This is a genomic window from Pseudomonas sp. Ost2, assembly GCF_018326065.1.
Lineage (GTDB): Bacteria > Pseudomonadota > Gammaproteobacteria > Pseudomonadales > Pseudomonadaceae > Aquipseudomonas > Aquipseudomonas gingeri.
On the sequence record NZ_AP021904.1, the window covers coordinates 4252028 to 4272092 of the forward strand.

At 64.6% G+C, this 20065-nt stretch carries 22 protein-coding genes; 3 read left to right on the plus strand and 19 right to left on the minus strand.

Annotation, left to right across the window (positions count from 1 at the left end; genetic code table 11):
• Positions 1-108 precede the first annotated feature (108 nt).
• A complete protein-coding gene (locus KI243_RS18675) occupies positions 109-1119 on the minus strand; it encodes an aldo/keto reductase (RefSeq protein WP_177108027.1) in 1011 nt (336 codons plus the stop codon).
• Positions 1120-1286: 167 nt separating this feature from the next.
• Between KI243_RS18675 and KI243_RS18680 the strand changes: the two genes are divergently transcribed.
• Complete coding sequence (locus KI243_RS18680; protein ID WP_212809683.1) at positions 1287-2231, plus strand: LysR substrate-binding domain-containing protein; 945 nt, start codon at positions 1287-1289, stop codon at positions 2229-2231.
• Here KI243_RS18680 and phnP read toward each other — a convergent pair.
• From phnP to KI243_RS18760, 16 genes are all read right to left on the minus strand, one after another.
• On the minus strand, positions 2174-2923 hold the full coding sequence (gene phnP, locus KI243_RS18685) for a phosphonate metabolism protein PhnP (RefSeq protein ID WP_103032875.1): 750 nt from the start codon (positions 2921-2923) through the stop codon (positions 2174-2176). The two genes, KI243_RS18680 and phnP, sit on opposite strands and share 58 nt — an antisense overlap.
• Before the next feature lie 2 nt (positions 2924-2925).
• A complete protein-coding gene (gene phnN / locus KI243_RS18690) occupies positions 2926-3489 on the minus strand; it encodes a phosphonate metabolism protein/1,5-bisphosphokinase (PRPP-forming) PhnN (protein WP_017127185.1) in 564 nt (187 codons plus the stop codon).
• Complete coding sequence (locus tag KI243_RS18695) at positions 3489-4634, minus strand: alpha-D-ribose 1-methylphosphonate 5-triphosphate diphosphatase (protein WP_212809685.1); 1146 nt, start codon at positions 4632-4634, stop codon at positions 3489-3491. Before KI243_RS18695 ends, phnN begins: the two co-directional genes overlap by 1 nt.
• Positions 4628-5344 (minus strand): phosphonate C-P lyase system protein PhnL, encoded by a 717-nt coding sequence (gene phnL / locus KI243_RS18700; protein ID WP_103032876.1) that lies wholly within the window; start codon positions 5342-5344, stop codon positions 4628-4630. The genes KI243_RS18695 and phnL overlap by 7 nt, the downstream gene beginning before the upstream one ends.
• 26 nt (positions 5345-5370) lie before the next feature.
• Positions 5371-6192 carry a phosphonate C-P lyase system protein PhnK gene (gene phnK, locus KI243_RS18705; RefSeq protein WP_017127182.1) on the minus strand — a complete coding sequence of 274 codons (822 nt, stop codon included), beginning with the start codon at positions 6190-6192 and terminating at the stop codon, positions 5371-5373.
• Complete coding sequence (locus KI243_RS18710; RefSeq protein WP_017127181.1) at positions 6189-7055, minus strand: alpha-D-ribose 1-methylphosphonate 5-phosphate C-P-lyase PhnJ; 867 nt, start codon at positions 7053-7055, stop codon at positions 6189-6191. The genes phnK and KI243_RS18710 overlap by 4 nt, the downstream gene beginning before the upstream one ends.
• On the minus strand, positions 7055-8122 hold the full coding sequence (locus KI243_RS18715) for a carbon-phosphorus lyase complex subunit PhnI (RefSeq protein ID WP_212809687.1): 1068 nt from the start codon (positions 8120-8122) through the stop codon (positions 7055-7057). The genes KI243_RS18710 and KI243_RS18715 overlap by 1 nt, the downstream gene beginning before the upstream one ends.
• On the minus strand, positions 8122-8721 hold the full coding sequence (gene phnH, locus KI243_RS18720; RefSeq protein ID WP_212809689.1) for a phosphonate C-P lyase system protein PhnH: 600 nt from the start codon (positions 8719-8721) through the stop codon (positions 8122-8124). The genes KI243_RS18715 and phnH overlap by 1 nt, the downstream gene beginning before the upstream one ends.
• The gene (gene phnG, locus KI243_RS18725; protein ID WP_177088015.1) at positions 8721-9170 is read right to left on the minus strand and encodes a phosphonate C-P lyase system protein PhnG; all 450 of its coding nucleotides are present in this window, start codon (positions 9168-9170) and stop codon (positions 8721-8723) included. The genes phnH and phnG overlap by 1 nt, the downstream gene beginning before the upstream one ends.
• Before the next feature lie 14 nt (positions 9171-9184).
• Positions 9185-9889, minus strand: a complete 705-nt coding sequence (phnF, locus tag KI243_RS18730; RefSeq protein WP_017127178.1) for a phosphonate metabolism transcriptional regulator PhnF — start codon at positions 9887-9889, stop codon at positions 9185-9187.
• A gap of 34 nt (positions 9890-9923) precedes the next feature.
• Positions 9924-10712 carry a phosphonate ABC transporter, permease protein PhnE gene (gene phnE, locus KI243_RS18735; RefSeq protein WP_017127177.1) on the minus strand — a complete coding sequence of 263 codons (789 nt, stop codon included), beginning with the start codon at positions 10710-10712 and terminating at the stop codon, positions 9924-9926.
• A 70-nt stretch (positions 10713-10782) separates the two neighbouring features.
• The gene (gene phnD / locus KI243_RS18740) at positions 10783-11787 is read right to left on the minus strand and encodes a phosphonate ABC transporter substrate-binding protein (RefSeq protein WP_177063608.1); all 1005 of its coding nucleotides are present in this window, start codon (positions 11785-11787) and stop codon (positions 10783-10785) included.
• Between the two features lie 48 nt (positions 11788-11835).
• The gene (gene phnC / locus KI243_RS18745; RefSeq protein WP_017127175.1) at positions 11836-12663 is read right to left on the minus strand and encodes a phosphonate ABC transporter ATP-binding protein; all 828 of its coding nucleotides are present in this window, start codon (positions 12661-12663) and stop codon (positions 11836-11838) included.
• Positions 12664-12850: 187 nt separating this feature from the next.
• A complete protein-coding gene (locus KI243_RS18750) occupies positions 12851-14026 on the minus strand; it encodes an MFS transporter (protein WP_042935777.1) in 1176 nt (391 codons plus the stop codon).
• 79 nt (positions 14027-14105) lie between these two features.
• A complete protein-coding gene (locus KI243_RS18755; RefSeq protein WP_212809691.1) occupies positions 14106-14891 on the minus strand; it encodes an aldolase in 786 nt (261 codons plus the stop codon).
• 4 nt (positions 14892-14895) lie between these two features.
• Complete coding sequence (locus KI243_RS18760) at positions 14896-15603, minus strand: HAD family hydrolase (protein ID WP_212809693.1); 708 nt, start codon at positions 15601-15603, stop codon at positions 14896-14898.
• A gap of 103 nt (positions 15604-15706) precedes the next feature.
• Between KI243_RS18760 and KI243_RS18765 the strand changes: the two genes are divergently transcribed.
• Complete coding sequence (locus tag KI243_RS18765; RefSeq protein ID WP_212809695.1) at positions 15707-16555, plus strand: LysR family transcriptional regulator; 849 nt, start codon at positions 15707-15709, stop codon at positions 16553-16555.
• Positions 16556-16737: 182 nt separating this feature from the next.
• Here the strand turns inward: KI243_RS18765 and KI243_RS18770 are convergent, their stop codons facing one another.
• Entirely contained in the window at positions 16738-18051 is a 1314-nt protein-coding gene (locus KI243_RS18770; RefSeq protein WP_017127170.1) for an MFS transporter, read from the minus strand.
• A gap of 244 nt (positions 18052-18295) precedes the next feature.
• Here KI243_RS18770 and KI243_RS18775 point away from each other — a divergent pair, with 244 nt between their 5' ends.
• Entirely contained in the window at positions 18296-19174 is an 879-nt protein-coding gene (locus tag KI243_RS18775; protein ID WP_212809697.1) for a LysR family transcriptional regulator, read from the plus strand.
• A 264-nt stretch (positions 19175-19438) separates the two neighbouring features.
• Here the strand turns inward: KI243_RS18775 and KI243_RS18780 are convergent, their stop codons facing one another.
• Entirely contained in the window at positions 19439-20065 is a 627-nt protein-coding gene (locus KI243_RS18780) for a hypothetical protein (RefSeq protein ID WP_212809699.1), read from the minus strand.

The window sequence follows — 20065 nt, forward strand, 5'->3', positions numbered from 1 at the left end:
CAGCCCGTGACGCTCTGCGTCACAAGAGCGGACGCGGAGCGTCCCTAGAGGCATTCCCACGCGGAGCGTGGGAACGATCCTCACGATCATCAGGGCTTTCCCGTGCTGTCAGCTCAGCGGCAACGGCGCGTTACCCGCCACCAGCCCCGCGCTGCGCAGGGCCTGCCAGAATTCGGCCGGGATCTTCACCTGCAACGCCGCCACATCCTCGACAATCCGCCCTGGCCGGCTCGACCCGGGAATCACCGCCGCCACTGCCGGGTTGGCCAGGGAGAACTGCAACGCCGCAGCCTTGATGTCCACGCCGAAGTCCCGGGCAATTGCCTTGATCCGTTCAACTTTAGCCAGAATCTGCGGCGACGCCGGCTGGTATTCGAAATTCGTGCCTCCGGCCAGCACACCGGAGCTGTAGGGACCGCCGACGACGATATCGACGTTCTGCGCCGCCGCTTCCGGCATCAGCCGCTGCAAGGCACGCTCATGGTCCAGCAGGGTGTAGCGGCCGGCGAGCAGGAAACCGTCCGGCTGCGCCTCGGCCAGTTGCAGGGTCAGCTCGCACGGCTCGACCTTGTTCACCCCCAGGCCCCAAGCCTTGATCACGCCTTCTTCGCGCAGCCGGCTCAGCACCCGGAATGCGCCCTTGCGGGCCACGTTGAAGTATTCCAGCCATTCGTCGCCATAGAAGTCCTGGGCGATATCGTGAACCCAGACGATATCCAGGCGATCGGTGCGCAGGCGCTTGAGGCTGTCCTCGATGGAACGCAGCGTGGCATCGGCGGAGTAGTCGTTGACGATCTTGTTCGGCCGGCCATGGGCGAACACCCCGGCCTTCTCGCCCAGATCACGGGCAGCGACGTCTTCGACTTCGTCGAGGATCACCCGGCCGACCTTGCTGCTCAGCACATACTGGTCCCGCGGATGCCTGGCCAGGGCCTCGCCGAGGCGGATCTCCGACAACCCGGAACCGTAGAACGGCGCGGTGTCGAAGTAACGCACACCCTGCTCCCAGGCGGCGTCGACGGTGGCGAGCGCTTCGTCCTCGGGAATGGCCCGGAACATGTTGCCCAGCGGGGCGGTACCAAAACCCAGGGGACCTTGCAGTTTGTCTCTGATACTCATGAATGGACTCCTTCAAGCTCGATAAAAGGGATCACGCCTTGCCCTCAGCAGGTGCCAGCTTGTTCGCGAGGGGCGGCATCGATCGCGGTGTCGGGACAAATACTAGGTTGCGAACTTTTGACCGTCCAAGACATAATTTGCGCCACTTGAGTCCTTCGAGGTCTGACATGATCGATCTACGCCAACTCCGCTACTTCGTCGTGGTCGCCGAAGAAGAGCACGTCGGCCGCGCCGCAGAGCGTCTGCACATCTCGCAATCGCCCCTCAGCCGGCAGATCGCCCAGCTGGAGGAACGCCTCGGGCTGACGCTGTTCGAGCGCAGCCAGCAGCGCATTCGCCTGACCGTCGACGGCCAGACCTTCCTCGCCGAGACCCGCGCCTTCCTGACCCACGCCAACCGCCTGGAGTCCCTGGGGCGGCGCCTGGGTCGGGGGGAAGAAGGCGGCCTGTGCATCGGCTATATCGAGAACGCCATGCACTCGGGGGTGCTGCCGGATGCCTTGCGGACCCTGCGCACGGCCCGGCCCGGGGTGCATATCGCGCTGTACAGCCTGAACTCGGCGGAACAATTGGAGGGCCTGCGCCAGCGCAGCCTGGATATTGCCCTGGCCAGCGAACCGCCGGTGGCGGACGACCCCGACCTGAACAGCGCCCGGGTGCTGGACGACCCGATGCTGCTGGCCCTGCCTGAACAGCACCCGCTGGCCCTGCTCGACGAACTGCGTCCGGAGGATTTCCCCGGCCAGGAATGGATTGCCGTGCAACATCGGCAAAATGCGGGTAAGCAGGATGACTTCGTCTCGGCCTGCATCAAGGCCGGTTTCAACCCGGATATCCGCCTGGAAGCCAGCGAGCCGCTGACCGCCCTCGGCCTGGTGGCGGCGGGCCTGGGCCTGACGATGATCCAGCGGAGCCTGCGCCACAACGCCCCGCAAGGCGTGGTGCTGCGGGAACTGCCGTGGCTGTTCTATACCACCCCGCTGTGGGCCGCCTGGCATCGGATCAACCTGCGACCACTGGTGGCGACCTTCCGCGAAGTCCTGGTCAACGACGCCTACAGCGTCATGCCATCCCTGGCGACCAGCACCGAGGCCGGCAACGTCCCGGCGTGATCCAGCAGCCAGGCATCCAGCGTGTGGCCGACATGGGTCAGCACCGCCTGCGCCGGGTTCAACGTCGCAATCGTCGCCAGCGCCAGGTTCAGGTCGTTGTGATTGCGCGGGGCCTGGGGCTGCGGCGGCATCGAGCAGTCCAGCACCAGCAGATCCAGCGGTCGCGCCTGCAGGAAGACCTCGGTCTCGGCGGGCAGGCCAACAGTGTCGGTGAGATAGGCAATGCGGCGGCCCTCGCCTTCCAGCAGATAACCCAGGGTCGGCCTGGAATGCACCAACGGTAGCGCCGTGACGCCCAGCGCCCCCAACTGGCGGGTTTCGAAGGCGGCGAACGGCTGGCTGAAATCGAGAATCCCCGGATGCTTGTAGAGGTCCGACAGCCCTTCCGGATCGGCCGGGCCGTGCACCGGGATCACCAGGCCCTGGCCCCAGCGCAGATGCAGCAGGCCCTGGGCGTGATCAGCGTGGTAATGGGTCTGCAGGATGCCGCTGAAACTGCGCGGCGCAAAACGCTCGGTGAGGTCCGGCAGGCCGCTGTCGATCAGCCAGCGCTGGTCGCCGCATTCCACCAGGGCGCTGCAGGGCAGGCGCCGCAGCGCCGGCTGTTGGCGGGCCGCGACGCAGGCCCGGCAGTCGCAGCCATACACCGGCACCTGGCGAGCATCGCCGGTGCCGAGCAAGGTCAGGCGCATGATCACTCCTTGCCGATCAGGGCAAACAACCGGGTCACGGTCTGGCGGATCGGCCCGGAGTTGTCGAGCAGCACCAGCGACGGATCATCCGCAGCCAGCACGCCGGCCCCGAGGGTGAAGTCGGCGTTGCGCGCCAGCCGCGCCTCGATCTCCGGCAACGACTCGCGGCCCCGGGCCAGCAGCCGCTCGCGCAATACCGACTGCTCCACCGTCAGCAGCACCACCAGCAGGTCGGGATAACGCTCGCGGGCCTGGGGCAGGTAGCCGCGCGAGCCGTTGACCAGCACATCCTGGCCTTCCTCCAGCCACTGGTCGATCTCCCGGGGAATCCCGTAGAACAGCCCGTTGGCCTTCCAGCTCAAGGCAAAGGCCCCCTGCACCTGCATCGCCGCGAACTGCTCGGCGCTGACGCCATGGGCGGCCTCGCCGACCGCCTCGGCGGAACGGGTGATGACCCGCCGCACGATGCGGCAGCCCCGTTGCGCCAGAGGTTCGCGGGCGGCATCGAGCAGGCTGTCCTTGCCGGAGCCCGAAGGCCCGATGAGATAGATCAACCTGCCCGCCATCAGAACACCCTCTTCGCTTGTCGCCACACTTGCTGGATCACCGGCAGGCCACCCTGGTTGCGGGCATGGATCACGTCGGCACGCAGGCCGACGCGGATTTCCCCGCGGTCGTCGAGTCCCGCCGCGCGGGCCGGGGCCCGGCTGACCATGGCCACGGTCCGTGGCAGGTCGCAGTCGTTGTCCTGGGCGGCCAGCAGAAAGGCCGCCTGCAACAGGCTGGCCGGATAGTAATCGCTGGACAGGATATCCAATAACCCGTCTTTTGCCAGTGCCGCCGCCGCCACGTTGCCCGAATGCGAGCCGCCGCGCACCACGTTCGGCGCGCCCATCAGCACGGCCATGCCCAAGCGGTTGCAGGCATTGGCCGCCTCCATCGTGGTGGGAAACTCGGCGATGCTCATGCCGAACGCCGCCGATTCCTCGACATGGGCCAGGGTCGCGTCGTCATGGCTGGCCACCGACAGGCCACGGGCCAGGCAATCCTCGACAATCGCGCCACGATAACGGTTGCTGTACTGCGCCGAGTTGGCGATCTGCAGGACGATGAACTCGTCCATCTGCTGGTCGCTCAGGTGGTACTTGCCCATATAGTACTCGCGGTACTTGGACTCCAGGGCGAACTGGCGCTGGCCCGGCGAATGGTCCATGACCGAGACCAGTTGCACCAGCGGGTTTTCCACCAGGTCGCGGAACACCGCCAGGGTCTCGGGGTGGCAGACCTCGCAGCGCAGGTGCAGGCGGTGCTCGGCGCGGGTCAGGCCGGCGGCGCTGGCGGTGGCGATGGCATCGAGCATGCCCGGCAGTTGCTGCATGCGCTTGCCCTTGGGGTTGACGTCACCGATGGACAAGGCGTCGAACACCGTGGTGATCCCCGCCGCGATGATCTGCGCGTCATGGCTGAGTACCGCCGATACCGACGGCCAATCCACGCCGGGACGCGGGGTCATGTGCTTTTCCAGGTTGTCGGTGTGCAGCTCGATCAACCCCGGCAGCAGGTAGTCGCCCTGCAGGTCCTGGGCCTGGGGCAACTGGCTGCGGCCCTCGCCGATCTCGGCGATCAGGCCGTCGCGCAGGACCAGGGTGCCGGTGATTTCCTGGTCGGCGAGGACCAGTCGGGCGTTGCTGAGAATCTGTTCGTTCAGCATGGCGTGGCTTCCTTGGGCATCGAGGCAGTCGGGGTCATGTCGAGATGGCGATCGGCAACCGCCTCGCGGGCGGCGCGGTCGTGGAAAATGCCGATCAGCGCGGTACCGGCGGCTTTCGCCTCGCCGATCAGTTCCAGCACCACCTGGCGATTGGCGTCGTCGAGGGACGCCGTCGGTTCGTCGAGCAGCATCAGCGGCCAATCCACCATGAAGCCCCGGGCGATGTTGACCCGCTGCTGCTCGCCGCCGGAGAAGGTCCCCGGCGCCAGTTGCCAGAGCCGCCGCGGGATATTCAGGCGGCTCAGCAACGCTTCGGCGCGGGCCTGGGCAACGCCGCGCTCCCAGCCACGGGCCAGGGCCGGCTCCATGACCACGTCCAGGCAGGCGACCCGTGGGATCACCCGCAGGAACTGGCTGACATAACCCAGGGTGCGCTGGCGCACGTCCAGCAGTTCCCGCGGTTCGGCGCCGACCAGTTCCAGCCAGTCGCCGGCATGGCGCACGCGGATGCTGCCGCCGGCCGGCAGGTAGTTGCCATACAGGGTGCGCAGCAAGGTACTTTTGCCGGCGCCGGACTGGCCGTGGAGTACCAGGCACTCGCCGGCATCGACGCTGAAGGCCAGGCCGTCCAGCACATTGAGCACCACACCGTGTTGCTGGTGCAGGGTGAAGGTTTTCGAGAGGTCGCGGACCTCGAGCAGCGTTGTCATCGGAGACACCTCAGGCGGAACGCGAATCAGGGTTGCAGGACGGAAGACACCAGCAGTTGCGAGTAGGCATCCTGGGGATCGTCGAGGATCTGGTCGGTGAGCCCCGACTCGACCACTCGCGAGCGGCGCATGACCATCAGCCGGTCCGCCAGCAGGCGGGCCACGGCCAGGTCATGGGTGACGATCACCACCGCCAGGTCCAGCTCGCGCACCAGGCCGCGCAGCAAATCGAGCAGGCGTGCCTGCACCGACACGTCGAGGCCGCCGGTAGGCTCGTCCATGAACACCAGGCGCGGCCCCGAGACCAGGTTGCGGGCGATCTGCAGGCGCTGCTGCATGCCGCCGGAAAAGGTCCGTGGCAGGTCGTCGATACGCAGCGGATCGATCTCCACCTGGCTCAGCCAGTCCAGCCCGGCGGCGCGCAGTTGCGCATAATTGCGGATGCCCTGGGCCATCAGCCGCTCGCCGATATTGGCCCCGGCGGAAACCCCCATGCGCAGGCCGTCGCGGGGGTTCTGCTCGACGAAACCCCATTCGGTGCGCAGCAGCGTGCGGCGCTCGGCCTCGCTGGCGCTGTAGAGGTCCAGCCAGCGGTCCTGCTTGTCGCGGTAGGCGATCGCCCCGCTGTCCGGCGGGCAGCGGCCGCTGAGCAGCGACAGCAGGGTCGACTTGCCCGAGCCGGACTCGCCGACGATACCCAGCACTTCGCCGGGATAGAGGTCGAAGCTGACGTCCTGGCAGCCCTTCTCCGGGCCATACAACTTGCCCAGGCCACGCACTTGCAGCAAGGGCTTGGCGCGTTCGTTGCGGCGTGCCTGCACGGCCGGGTTCAGTAAGGCGGCGTTCATTGGCCTTGCTCCTGTTCGCTGACGCGCTGGGCGCAGTAATCGGTGTCCGAGCAGACAAACTGCTGGGTGCCGGCGTCGTCGACGATCAACTCGTCGAGGAACGAATCGTGGCTGCCGCAGATCGCGCAGCTCTGTTCCCAACGCTGGACCTCGAAGGGGTGATCCTCGAAGTCGAGGCTGGTCACGCGGGTGTACGGCGGCACTGCATACAGGCGCTTCTCGCGCCCGGCGCCGAACAGCATCAGCGCCGGACTCATGTCGAGTTTCGGGTTGTCGAACTTGGGAATCGGCGACGGGTCCATCACATAGCGGTCGTCGACCGTCACCGGGTAGGCGTAGCTGGTCTCGATATGCCCGTAGGTGGCGATGTCCTCGTACAGCTTGACGTGCATGACCCCGTAGTCGTTGAGGGCATGCATGGTCCGGGTCTCGGTTTCCGACGGTTCGATAAACCGCAGCGGCTCGGGATTGGGCACCTGGTAGACCATGATCTGGCCTTCGCGCAGGGCGATTTCCGGAATCCGGTGACGGGTCTGGATCAACGTCGCCTCGGGCGTGCGTTCGGTGGTGGCGACACCGGCGGTACGGGCGAAGAAACGGCGGATCGACACCGCGTTGGTGGTGTCGTCGGCGCCCTGGTCGATGACCTTGAGCACGTCGTCGGCACCGAGGATCGCCGCGGTCAGCTGCATGCCGCCGGTGCCCCAGCCGTAGGGCAGCGGCATCTCGCGGCCACCGAACGGCACCTGGTAGCCGGGAATCGCCACGGCCTTGAGCAGGCCGCGACGGATCATGCGTTTGGTCTGTTCGTCGAGGTAGGCGAAGTTGTAGGCCTCGTCGCGAATCGGGGTCTGGCCGTTCATCAACGGTTCTCCTCGGGGTTGCGCAGTTTGCGGATCAGTTCCAGTTCGGACTGGAAGTCGACGTAGTGCGGCAGCTTGAGGTGCGAGACGAAGCCGGCGGCCTCGACGTTGTCACAGTGGGCCAGCACGAACTCTTCCTGCTGGGCCGGTGACACCACCTCTTCATTGAATTCCTCGGCCCGTAGCGAGCGGTCGATCAGGGCCATGCCCATGGCCTTGCGCTCGGCATGACCGAAGGCCAGGCCATAGCCACGGGTAAACTGCGCCGGCTCGGTTTTCGAGCCGACGAACTGGTTGACCATCTCGCACTCGGTCACTTCGATCGAGCCGATGGCGATCGGGAAACCCAGTTCCGCCGGTTCGATCCAGACTTCCACCGCGCCGATACGGATCTCCCCGGCAAAGGGGTGATTGCGTCCGTAGCCGCGCTGGGTCGAATACCCCAGGGCCAGCAGGAAACCTTCATCGCCACGGGCCAGTGCCTGCAGGCGCTCGGCACGCGTGGCCGGGTACTCCAGGGGTTTGCGGGTGATATCGTCGACCGCGGCACCCTGGTCGCTTTCGGACTTGATCAGCCCTTCCCTGGCCAGCAGTTCCAGGACTCGCGGACACGGCGCCAGGCCGGCGTCCTCTGCCACCTGCGGCCCCGGATGCTCGCCCTCGGCCAGCAGCGCGAAATCCAGCAGGCGGTGGGTGTAGTCGAAGGTCGGGCCGAGCAGCTGACCGCCCGGTACGTCCTTGAAGGTCGCCGACAGGCGCCGGTCAAGCTGCATGTCCGAGGTATCGATGGGCAGGCTGTCATTGAAGCGCGGCAGCGTCGTGCGGTAGGCCCGCAGCAGGAAGATCGCTTCCACCAGGTCCCCCGCCGCCTGCTTGATCGCCAGCGCGGCCAGTTGTTCGTCGTACAGCGAGCCCTCGGTCATCACCCGGGCCACCGCCAGCGGCAGTTGCTGGCGGACCTGCTCGACGTCGAGTTCGGCGATGGCGGTGTCGCCACGGCGTTTTTTCGCCAGCAGGCGGTGGGCATTGTCGATGGCTCTCTCGCCACCCTTGACGGCTACATACATCAGGCAAGCTCCTCGGACAGGTGGCTGACACGGGTACTGCGCGGCAGGCCGAGCACGTCGCCGGCGGCCAGGAAAAACACATCCAGCCCACGGGGAAACGCACTGTGGCGTTCGCGCTGGTGCCAGAACGCCGCGGCCAGCGGCAGGCCGACCCGCTGTTCGTCGCGGATACCCGGACCACGCCAGGCCAGGGAGCGCCCGCTCTCCAGTTGCGGCAACTGGACCAGCAAGGTGCAGGACTGGTCCGGGTAACGTTCGTTGCCCAGGTCGAAGCCGGCGAGGTCATGCAGATCCTCGGCCGCGAGCAGGGCAAAGCGCGCCTCCTCGCGTTGATGGGTCAGCGGGCAGCCACAATGGAACGCCAGGTTGGCGCGGATCAGCGGGGTATCGAAGGACGGCGCCAGCCACAGCGGGGTATCGCCGTCGAGCAGCGCCAGGCACAGCGCGTAGGTCGCCGGCGCCAGGCCGTCGAGGCTCGGCAGCGTGGGCATGGCCTGGGCCACGCCGGGATTGGCCAAGGCGTCGAGGGCCGCGCGGAAACTGCGCTGGGCATCCAGCACCGGGTCGGCGAAAGCGCCTTGCAGAAGACTTGCACTCATCAGTTTTCTCCTCGCACCAGGGTGAAGAACTCGACCTTGGTCGCGGCGGTATCGGCGGCTTTCGCGGCCCGACGCAGGGCCTCGGCATGGGCCAGGGGTTCGATCAGTTCACTGAGCCAGCGCGCCTGCTGGCTGCCTTGCAGATGGGCGTCGGCCAATGCGGCCAGCTCGGCATGCCGCTTGTCGCGTCCGGCCAGGTAGCTGTAGCCGACCCGACCATCGGCCAGGCGCACCACGCAGCGGGTGACGGTCATTTCGCCGACGTTGAAGGGCGCACCGGTGCCGCCCATGCGGCCACGCACCAGGGTCATGCCGACTTCCGGGGCGCGGATCAGCTGGTAGTCAGTGTCGCGCAGGGCCTCTTCATGGGCGTGCAGCTCGACGCCCTGGGCGCGGGCCAGGACGCCGATCCAGCGTTGCCGTGCAGCGTGTGTTTCGGGAGCAGTCATCTTGAGGTTCTCCATCAGGTCACGACCTGGTACTGAAAGCGGTCCGAGCGGCTGGTGGACAGCGCCAGCTCCACCGGCCGTCCGGCGGGGTCACGGGAAACGGTCAGCACCGTCAGCACCGGCATATGCCGGGGCATCAGCAACAGGCCGGCCTCGTCGCGGCTGGGCAGGCGCGCGCCGATCAGGCTGAAGGTGCGGGTCAGGGGCAGCTTGCGGTCGGCGAAGAACTGCCGCAGCGAACCGCCGTTGTAAGGGTCCAGCCAGCGCGCGCGGCTGGCGCAGTAGCGGTGACGGATCAGGCTCACCGGTTGTTCGTCGAGCAGGCGCAGGGTCTGCAGCTCGATCAGCGGTGCCTGCTCCTGCAACTCCAGGTGGCGGGCGTCCTCGCGGCTCGCCGGGCAGTGCCGGCGGCGCAGCAGCAGCGCCTGGACGCCGACGCCCTGGGCCGACAGCGACTGGCTGTAGGCGCTGTCCGCCGCCATCGGGTAGATCAGCGGACGTTCCAGCACCTGGGTGCCCTTGCCCTGCAGGCGCAGCAGGCAGCCCTCGGCCACCAGTTCGTCGATGGCGCGGCGGATGGTGTGGCGGTTCACCGAGAAGCGCGAGGCCAGCTGGACTTCCGGCGGCAGGTAGTCCCCCGCGCGGTAACCGGACAGCTCGCGGCGCAGCGTGTCGGCCAGCTCGCGGTATATCGGCTCTACTTGTCTAGACAATGTCATGGCTAAAAAAAGCGCCCTCAGGCACCCTCTCCGATCAGATGAATTGTTTGCGCAGGCGTTGCGACAGGATGTCGATCACGCTCACCACGAAGATGATCACCAGCAGCACCGCGCAGGTCTGGACGAACTGGAAGGCGCGGATGTTTTCCCAGAGGATCACGCCGATACCGCCGGCACCGACCATCCCCACCACCGTGGCGGAACGCACGTTGGACTCGAAGCGGTACAGCGCGTAGGAGATCCACAGCGGCATGACCTGCGGGATCACTCCGTAGATCACTTCCTGCAAGGCACTGGCACCGGTGGCACGCACACCTTCCACGGGCCCCGGATCAATCGCCTCGACCGCTTCGGCGAACAGCTTGGCGAGAACCCCGGTGGTGCTGATCCACAGCGCCAGGACACCGGCGAACGGCCCCAGGCCGACCGCCACCACGAACAACATGGCGAACACCATTTCGTTGATCGAGCGGAACGAGTCCATGACCCGGCGCAGTGGCTGGTGAATCCACCAGGGGGTGATGTTGTCGGCGCAGAGAATGCCCAGCGGCACCGAGCAGACAATCGCCAGCAGCGTGCCCCAGAGGGCGATATGCACGGTGACGATCATTTCCTTGAGGTACGAGCGCCATTCGTGGAAGTCCGGCGGGAAGAAGTCGGCGGCGAAGGTCGCCATGTTTCCCGAATCGCGGTACAGCTGCAGCGGGTTCATTTCCGCGCCATGCCAGGCCCAGGCGAACATCGCCAGTACCAGGGCCCAGCCGATGTAACGGCTCCAGGAACGTTTGCCGACAATATCGGCGTGTGCAGCGTGAGTATTCATGAGCGGCTCTCGTCGACGGAGGATGACGCGCTGCCTGGCGGGTACGACCCGGGCAGCGCGGCCCGGTGCCTCAACCCGCCTTGGCGGCGGTCTGCTTGTCCAGTTCGCTGATGCGGTCCTGCAACTTCGCAAGGCCGGCATCGATGTCTTTCAGGCGAGTGGTTTTTTCCTCGGCGCTCAGGGTGGTGCTGGCGCTCACTTCGGTGCGCTGCTTGAACAGTTCGAGCTGGCGGATGGTCAGCAGCTGGTCGTCGCTGGACTTGAGAAACTTGCCCAACTGCATGTTGGTCAGCACCGCCTTCTCTTCCGGCGTATCGCCATAGGTGGCGAAGAACTCGCGGATCTTGGCCTTGTTGGCGTCCGACAGGTTCTTGTTCCATACCATCGGGTCGGCCGGGATCAGCGGCGAGCGCCAGATTTCCTTGAGCAGCGCGGCGTTTTCCGGCTGGGTCACTTGCAGGCGGTCCCAGCTTTCGGTGTTGAAGGTGGCGACGTCGATCTGGCCCTTGGCAACGCTCAAGGCGTTCACTTCATGGCTGGAGTTGAGGGTGCGCTTGAACGCGGTGGCGGCATCGACATGGTTCTTGGCGAACACGTAATAGCCGGGTACCAGATAGCCGGAGGTGGAGTTCGGGTCGCCGTTGCCGAAGGTCAGGCTCTTGGCGTTCTTGAGCATGTCGGCAACGGAGTTGATCGGGCTGTCCTTGCGCACGATCAGCACGCTCCAGTAACCCGGATTGCCATTGGCCGCAGCGGTCTGGGCGAAGATCTCTCCGTTGGAGCGGTCCACGGCTTCCATCGCGCCCTTGTTGCCGAGCCACGCCACGTCCACCTTGTTGAAGCGCATCCCCTGGATCAGGCCGGCGTAGTCGGAAGCAAAGGTGGCTTTGACGGTGAGGCCGGTTTTCTTCGACATGTCGTCGAGGAACGGCTGCCAGACACTCTTGAGGTTCTGCGACGACTCGGTGGACATGAGACCGAAGTTGATGACTTGTTCCTGTGCCTGGGCGGTGCCCAGGACGCAGCTTGCCAGCAGAGCGGCAGACGCGAAGACGCGACCGATACGGTTCAACATGGAATGGATTCCTGCAGGTGCGTTAAGGGTTCGAGAGGTTGTCTGGGTTCAGGCCAGGACCAGCCGGGGCGCGTTGTCCATGCGCCGGGCCTGATCGGAAAACATCAGGCTGGTGTCCAGGTCGGCGCCATACAGGCCGTTGAGCAGCGGCCCGGTCAGTTCCGAAGCGGCGCCGTCGTAGTGGATCCGGCCGCCCTTGAGCGCCACGGCGCGGGGGCAATAGCGAACGGCGTAATCCACTTGATGCAGGGTCACCACGACGGTCTTGCCGTCGCGGCGGTTGATGTCGGCGAGGATTTCCATGACCTTGCGCGCCGACTCCGGATCGAGGGAGGCGATCGGCTCGTCGGCCAGGATCACGTCGGCGCGCTGGGTCAGGGTGCGGGCAATGGCGACCCGTTGCTGCTGGCCGCCGGACAGGGTCGAGGCACGCTGGCCGGCCAGGTCGAGCAGGCCGACGCGCTCCAGGGACTCATGGGCCCGATGTCGCTCCTCGGCGTTGAACAGGCCGAAATTGCCGCGAAAGCGCGGCATGCGACCTAGACAACCGAGAAGTACGTTGTCTAGAACACTCAGCCGGTTGACAAGGTTGAACTGCTGGAAGATATAACCGATGTCGGCCCGCAGACGGCGCACGTTGCCGTTGAGCCGGCCGCTGGACTGCACGTCGCGCCCCAGCACCCGGACCCGCCCACCGTTGTCGCGGTCGCACACGGCAAGGCCGGCGAGGTGGCGTAACAGGGTCGACTTGCCGGACCCGGAAGCGCCGATCAGCGCGACCATCTCGCCGGTCTGGATGGACAATTCGAGATCGACCAGGGCGGTCTTGCGCGAAAAGGTCTTGTTCAAACGATCGACATGGATGGCTACGGTCATGGGAGCTCTCTGTCTGGTTATAGAGGCCGTCCATGGCCGCATTGGGATGACCAGACGTTAGAGCGCGCGTGTTGCGGTCCTGCGAACAGAACATGACCGTGAAGTCACGGTTTGATGACGTTTGTGTTGATGTTTTCCCACAGGCCGCGCAATAGAAGGATCACCCTCCGGCACCGGGTGATCGCCGTCAGACGGCTGGTCTGCGCAAAACCACCCCGGCCCCGATCAGCGCACTGGCGACGGCCAGTACCAGGATCACCCCCTGGGTACCCAGGGAGCCGGCCAACACCCCCACCAGCAAACCGGCCAAAGGTTGCGACAGGTTGTTGAGCAAGGTGATCACCCCCACCGTCTTGCCGAAGTCCTGCACCGGAATCACCTGCTGGCGGACACTGCGCATATAGACATTGAACATCTTGTCGAAGCCGACGATCAGCAGGAAGCCGACGACATAGCCCGCCGTCGAAGGACTACACGCGGTGACAAAGGCACCGAGCAGGATCAACCCATAGGACAGTCCACCGAGCAGCCGCAACGGCAGGCTGAGCCGTGCCAGCAGGAACAGGATCGCGATGGTCACCCCGGCCCCGACCGCCTGCAGCCCGGCGTAATAGTCCTTGCCCTGTTCGTGGACGCCAATCACCAGCGCCGCCGAGGTGGCCAGGGTCACGCCGATGATCAGGTTGACCCCGACCGCCAGGCAGATGATCTTGCGCAACGGCGCCAATGCGCGGATATGGCCGAAGGCGATGCGCAGCGGTTGCAGCCAGAGCCCCGGATGCTGCTCGAAGGTTTCCAGGCTGATCACGCTGCTGCGCTGCCAGGCCCGCATCGCCAGGTCGGCCAGCACGAACAATCCCGCCACGCCGAGCACCACCCAGGGCCAGGCCATGGCCTCCAGCAGCAGCGCCGCCAGCAAGGGCCCGAGCACGAGGCCGCTCTGGTCGGCGATCTGCGAATAGGACAAGGTCCTGGTATAGCTGTAACGGGCGAAGATATGCGGCAGCAGCACTTCGCGGGCCATGATGCCCTGGGTGGTCAGCACCCCGCACAGGGCCGAGAGTGCCACCAGCCAGTAGATACCGTCGAACAGCCCATGACAGGCGACGGCGACCACACAGGCCAGTGCCCGGTAGACCTGGCTGATGTGCAGGATGCGCACGGGCGAAAAACGGTCGCAGAGGGCCCCGCAGACCGGGAACGCCAGGAAGCGCGGCAACGCCTCGACGAAAAACGCCAGGCCGGCCCAGGAGGCACTGTTGGTGGTCTGGAACACCAGCAGCGGGACGATGAACAACAGGATCTGGTCAGCCAGTCGTGAAAGAAACAGCGAAGCGAAAAACGCCAGGTAGTCCCTGCCCATCGTTTCCTCTTTGTCCAACGGCACGAGGCCGAAAGCGCGAGGATAGACCATTCGTCACGCTTTCGGACAGCGCTGTCTTTCAGTCGAGGAAATCCGCTTCCCCAGTGATCAGGCGGCGTTTCACACTCTCCAGATGGCTGCGGGCGCTGTCCGCCTCGCCGACCCGCATCTGTCGCGCCGTCGCCGCAATGATCCCGGGGGCAATGGCCTGCAACTTGCGCCCCGTGCTCAGCGCCCGGATCTGCACTTCGGCGGCGCGCTCCAGGTAATAGAGATCGTCCCAGGCTTCGGCGATGCTGGCCCCGATCACCATCACCCCATGGTTTTTCATGAACAGCACCGCCGCCTCGCCCATGGCCGCGGCGATACGATCGCCTTCGCGGCTGTCCAGGGCCAGGCCGTTGAAGTGTTCGTCCACCGCCACTCGACCATAGAACTTCAGGGCCGTCTGTCCGGCATACAACAACGGCTCGCCCTCGCACATGGCCAGGGCCGTGGCATTGGGCATGTGGGTGTGAAAGGCCGCGACGGCCTTCGGGTTGGCCCGGTGCAAACGGGCATGGATATAGAACGCCGTGGCTTCCGGCTGACCGTCACCGGCCAGGACATTGCCCTGAAAATCACAGATCAGCAGGCTCGACGCCGTGACCTCGGCAAAGGCCAGGCCATAGGGATTGACCAGGAACAGTCCCGGCTCTCCCGGCACCAGCGCCGAAAAGTGATTGCAGATGCCCTCGGCCAGCCCGAGCCGAGCCGCCATGCGCAGGCAGGCAGCCAGGTCGATACGGGCCTGGCGGATCGCCGGGCTGTCGAGATCGCCGTGATCGGCGCAACCGGGAACGATGTCTTGCAGTTGATGAGCCATGGCGTCAGACCCAATCCAGGGAAGTGAACAACTCTTTCAGCCCCGCCAGGTCCGGCAGGATCGCGTCGGGGGTGTAGTCGGCCAGCAGTCGGCGCCGGGTGCCACGGTCGATCCATACGCAGCGAAAGCCCATGTCCCGGGCCGCGGCATGATCCAGGTGCGGACTGGCGCAGATATGCAGCACCTCTTCCTTGCTCACCCCGAGTTGCTGATGGGCATGACGGAACAGTTGCAGGTCGGGCTTGTAGGCCCCGGCCTGCTGGGCGGTGATCACTCGGTCGATATGCCCGTTCAGTTGCGCCACATTGCCGGCGATGATGTCGTCATCGGTATTGGAGACGATGGCGATGCGAAACCCCTGGGCCTTCAGCCAGCCCAGGGTCGGCACCACTTCGGGAAACGGCGGCATGGCGGAGATCCGCGCGTTGAGCTGCTCCGAATCGCGGTCCTGGTAGCCCAGGTCCAGGTCTTCCAGCACCAGGCGCAGGGACTGGCGGGAAACCTCCTTGAACGAGCGATGGGGCGGCTCCTGTTCCAGGCGGTGTTCGTGGTGATCGTAGATACGGATGAACTCGTCCGGGTCGATACCCGACTGGCCCTTGGCTTCAAGCAATGCGTGGACATGGGCCAGCAAGCCCTCGTCCCACTGGATCAGGGTGCCGTAGCAGTCGAAGGTCAGCCAGAGCGGGCGTGGCGTGTGGGTCAGGGACATAGCGGTGATTCCATCGAATTGACGCTTTGAGCCTATAACCCCTGCCATGAATTGGAAAATTAAATTATTATCCAATCTTAATTCCATTTACAAATGTATAGCCATGTACGACCTCGACCTGCTCAAGACCTTCGTTTGCGTGATCGATGCCGGCGGCTTCACCAAGGGCGGCGAGCGGGTCAATCGCACCCAGTCCACGGTCAGCCAGCAGATTCGCAAGCTGGAAGACCAGGTCGGGCGCGCCCTGCTGGTCCGCCATCGGGCGTGCAAGGAAGTGCAACTGACCGAGGATGGCGAACGCCTGATGAGCTATGCCCGGCGCCTGGTGCTGCTGGCGAGCGAGGCCCAGGCAGTGATGCAGTCGGGGGATGGTGCCGGCCTGGTGCGCCTGGGTGTGCCGGAGGATTTCGATGTGCAGCGCATGATGCAGTTGCTCTCGGGCTTTGCCGGCCGCCATCCACGGATTCGTCTCGATACCGTCAATGGCCTGAGCCTGGACCTGAAAAGCCGCCTGGCCAACGACGACCTCGACCTGGCACTGATCAAGCGCAATGCCGGCGAAGGCACGGCGCTCGCCAGTTGGCCGGAGGAACTGGTGTGGGTCAGCGGCACGCAGGTCGATGTGTACCAGACACCGCTGCCCCTGGTGGTTTACGCCCAGGGCTGTATCTACCGCAACCGGCTGATCCACACCCTGGAAAGCCAGGGGCGAGCGTGGCGGATCGCATTCTCCAGTCAGAGCCTGGCGGGTATCCAGGCAGCGGTATCGGCCAATCTGGGGATCAGCCTGTTGCCGCGCACGGCGGTACTGGCCGGCCATCGCGAGCTGTCCAGCACCGAAGGTTTCGGTCTACCGCCGGCCTCGGAGCTGGCGCTGGTGAGCGCCGACAGGACACAGTCCCAGCCCCAGCGCCTGCTGATTGAATATCTGCTGGAGCAGTTGCACCCCTAAGTGCGATAGAAATCCGTGCCTCGCTTGTCAACGACGAGGCCCGCGAGCATGCCAGAAGCTTCGCGGGCAAGCCCGCTCCCACAGGATCGAGCCTTATCCACACATGATGAGTCTGCTCGATTATTGTGGGAGTTGGCTTGCCAACGAACCGCCGCGGGCGGCCATCCACCTCAATCGATGCATCAGACCTCGTTGCGCGCCACCAGCCGCGAGAAGCTGGCCAGGCAAGCGGCTGTTGCAAACCCCGCGCCGATGTACAGCGCAATGACCGGTCCATGTGTGGCCGACAAACCGAAACTCAACGCCACCAGCGCGGCACCGGTCGACTGGCCGATCAGGCGCGCGGTGGCAATCATGCCGCTGGCACCGCTGCTGCGTTCCCGCGGGGCGCTGGTCATCAGGGCCTTCTGGTTCGGCGACTGGAAAAAACCGAAGCCCAGGCCGCAGATCACCATGCGGATGCCGATATCCAGCGCGCTCGGATCGCTGGGCAGCAAGGCCAGGGACAACATGCCCAGGGCCAGCACCCCCAAGCCGATACCGCCGAGCAGGCCTGGTGGGTAACGGTCCGATAGCCGTCCGGCAAAGGGCGCGATCAAGGCCACCACCACCGACCAGGGCGTCATCAGGTAGCCGGTCTGCACCGGGTCGCGGCCCAGCACCGTTTCGAAAAAGAATGGCAGCGAGACAAAGGCCAGGCCCTGGGTGGCAAAGGAACAGACCGCCGTCAGCGCCGACAATGCGAACATCGGGCGCTTGAGCAGATCGATGGGGAACATCGGTGCCGGATGCCCGGCTTCACGGCGGATCATCACAAAACCCGCCGTCAGGCACACCAGCAACGCCAGGCAGATAGGCAAGGTGCCCGCAAACTGCGCGCCCTCCCCCAAGGCATAGATCAGCGAGCCAAAGGTGACGATGCTCAGGCCGGCCGTGATCCAGGCAAAGCGCTGGCCGTTGGGCGGCGTGTGGGGCAGCGAAGGAATGGCCATCGCCAGGGCGATCAGGCCGATGGGGATGTTCACCCCGAACAGCCACGGCCAATTGGCCACGGACAGGATCAGCGAGGCCACGGTTGGTCCGGCGGCGAACGACATGCCCACCACCAGCGCATTGAGGCCCATGCCCTTGCCGAGCTTTTCCGGCGGGAACAGGCTGAAGATCAGCGCCGCGTTGACGCTCATGATCGCGCTCGCCCCGACGCCCTGGAGGACGCGGGCCATGGTCAGCTGGGTCAGGGTGGTCGACATCGCGCACAGCGCCGAAGACACCGTGAACAGCACCAGGCCGAACAGATAGATCTTGCGATGCCCGACCACGCCACCGAACGAGGCGAAGGCGAGGATGGTCGCGACCGCCGACAGCTGGTAGGCGTTGATGATCCACACCGAGGCGGCCGGCGTGGTGTGCAGGCTGGTGGCGATGGCCGGCAGCGCCGTGTTGGCGATGGCGGTGTCCAGTGAAGCCAGGGCGATGGAGATCAGGATCGCCAACATGCCACTGACCTGACGCGATAGACGCGGCCTGAAAATTCCCGATAACCCGCTGATCGCACACCCCCGAAACCCGCTGCACAGAGCGGATCATAACTTTTTGCCAAATACCGATGACGACGTTTTGCTGAACCGCGGCTGTACGACAGCGAGCACAGGTCCGGCTGGTGTCGCTGCCCATGGTGATCCCCTAGCCTCACTTGATAAACTAGCGACTTCTTGGATCACTCCCAATAAAAGGTTGGCAATGGACGTTCTGGCAAGCATGAAGGTCTTCGTCAAGGTCGTCGATCACGGCAGTTTCAGCGCGGCGGCGCAGTCCATCGGGATTTCCTCGACCATGGTCGGCAATCATATCCAGGGCCTGGAGAAACACCTGGGCACCCGCCTGCTGCACCGCACCACCCGCCGCCAGAGCCTGACCGAGATCGGCCAGGGCTACTACAGCCAATGCCTGGCAATCCTCGGACAGATCGAACACGCCGAACTGGTCGCCCGCGAACAACGTGCCCATCCCCGCGGCCGCCTGCGGGTCAGTGCCTCGGCGACCCTGGCCTCGGACCGGTTGATCCCGGCAATCGCCGCCTACCTCAAGACCTACCCGGAAGTGGATATCGAATTGCAGTTCAACGACCGGGTGGTGGACCTGGTGGAAGACGGCTTCGACGTGGTGTTCCGCTACGGCGAACTGCCCAGCAGCGCACTGGTGGGACGCCTGCTGAGCAAGAACCGCCGCATCGCCTGCGCCTCGCCCGCATACCTGAAGGCCCATGGCACGCCACGCGTGCCGGCGGATCTGCAGCAGCACAACTGCCTGGTGTTCCTGCGGGCCACGCCGCAGCGCGAATGGTTGTTCCGTGGCGTGAGCAGCGAAAGCGTGCGGGTGCACGGGCAACTGTCGGCCAACAACGGCACGGCCCTGATGAATGCGGCGCTGGAAGGCATCGGTATCGTCCTGCTCCCGCAGACACTGGTGGAAGACGCCCTGAAGGATGGGCGCCTGGTCCACCTGCTGCCGGACCACGAGACCCTGGACCGGCCGCTGCACCTGGTCTATCTGCCGGACAAGCACATGACGCCGAAGTTGAGCAGTTTTATCGAGTTCATGGTGGGACGGTTTGCGTAGTCGCTACATAAGTTTCGATCGTCCCCACGCTCTGCGTGGGCATGCAGCCCGTGACGCTCCGCGTCACAAAGGACGGACGCAGAGCGTCCAGTGAGACACACCCACGCTGGAGCGTGGGAGCGATCAAAATATTACAGATCATCACTGTACTTATATTTAATGTTCAGCTTCGCATGAGCGTTACCCCACCACCAATCCTTTTATTGGGATCATCGCGCAGCGGTTTGTACCTGAGCAGCAGAAACTGGCAATCCACTCACAAACCTAAAAATCAAAATCACCTAGCGTCTTTCCTTTTCGCCGCAAGATAGAAGACACAAATTCAGCATCCACCTTGAGCAAAAGCGCTATAACATCGCGAATCCTCCATCGATATCTATCTGGAAAATCGATGATTTTCTCCAGATACTCCTCGAACAATGGAACATATTCAACAAACCCTTCACGCTCCACCAACCAAAAGATATCAGACACTTCAAAAGGCGCAGTACCCGCGAGAGCAACTACCTTGGAAATTGGCGAGAATATTTGCAATCGCGCCTCATCACGCCGCCCGCTCTCAATACACTTTATATAATAATTGCTTAGCGCAAATAATATATGTTTAAACGTATCATCATATCCATGCAAATTCTGGGATATGCCACCAGCAATGGACTCAGGCCTATCCACAAACGCCTCAAGGGAAATCAACCCCTCTTCGTATCCCCAGGCAGCCAGCAGTTTCGCCGACAAAAAGCGCTCCCAGGAATCGGTAGAGTCGCGCAAGAGCTCCCTCACTGCATCAACCCTTGATGAAGGAATGTCCTCGGCGTCCAAATCTATAGCCTCGACGGCGTAGTCCGCCCCCTCCGGGATGCCAAAAAGCAATTTATTTTTTTGCGCATCCAT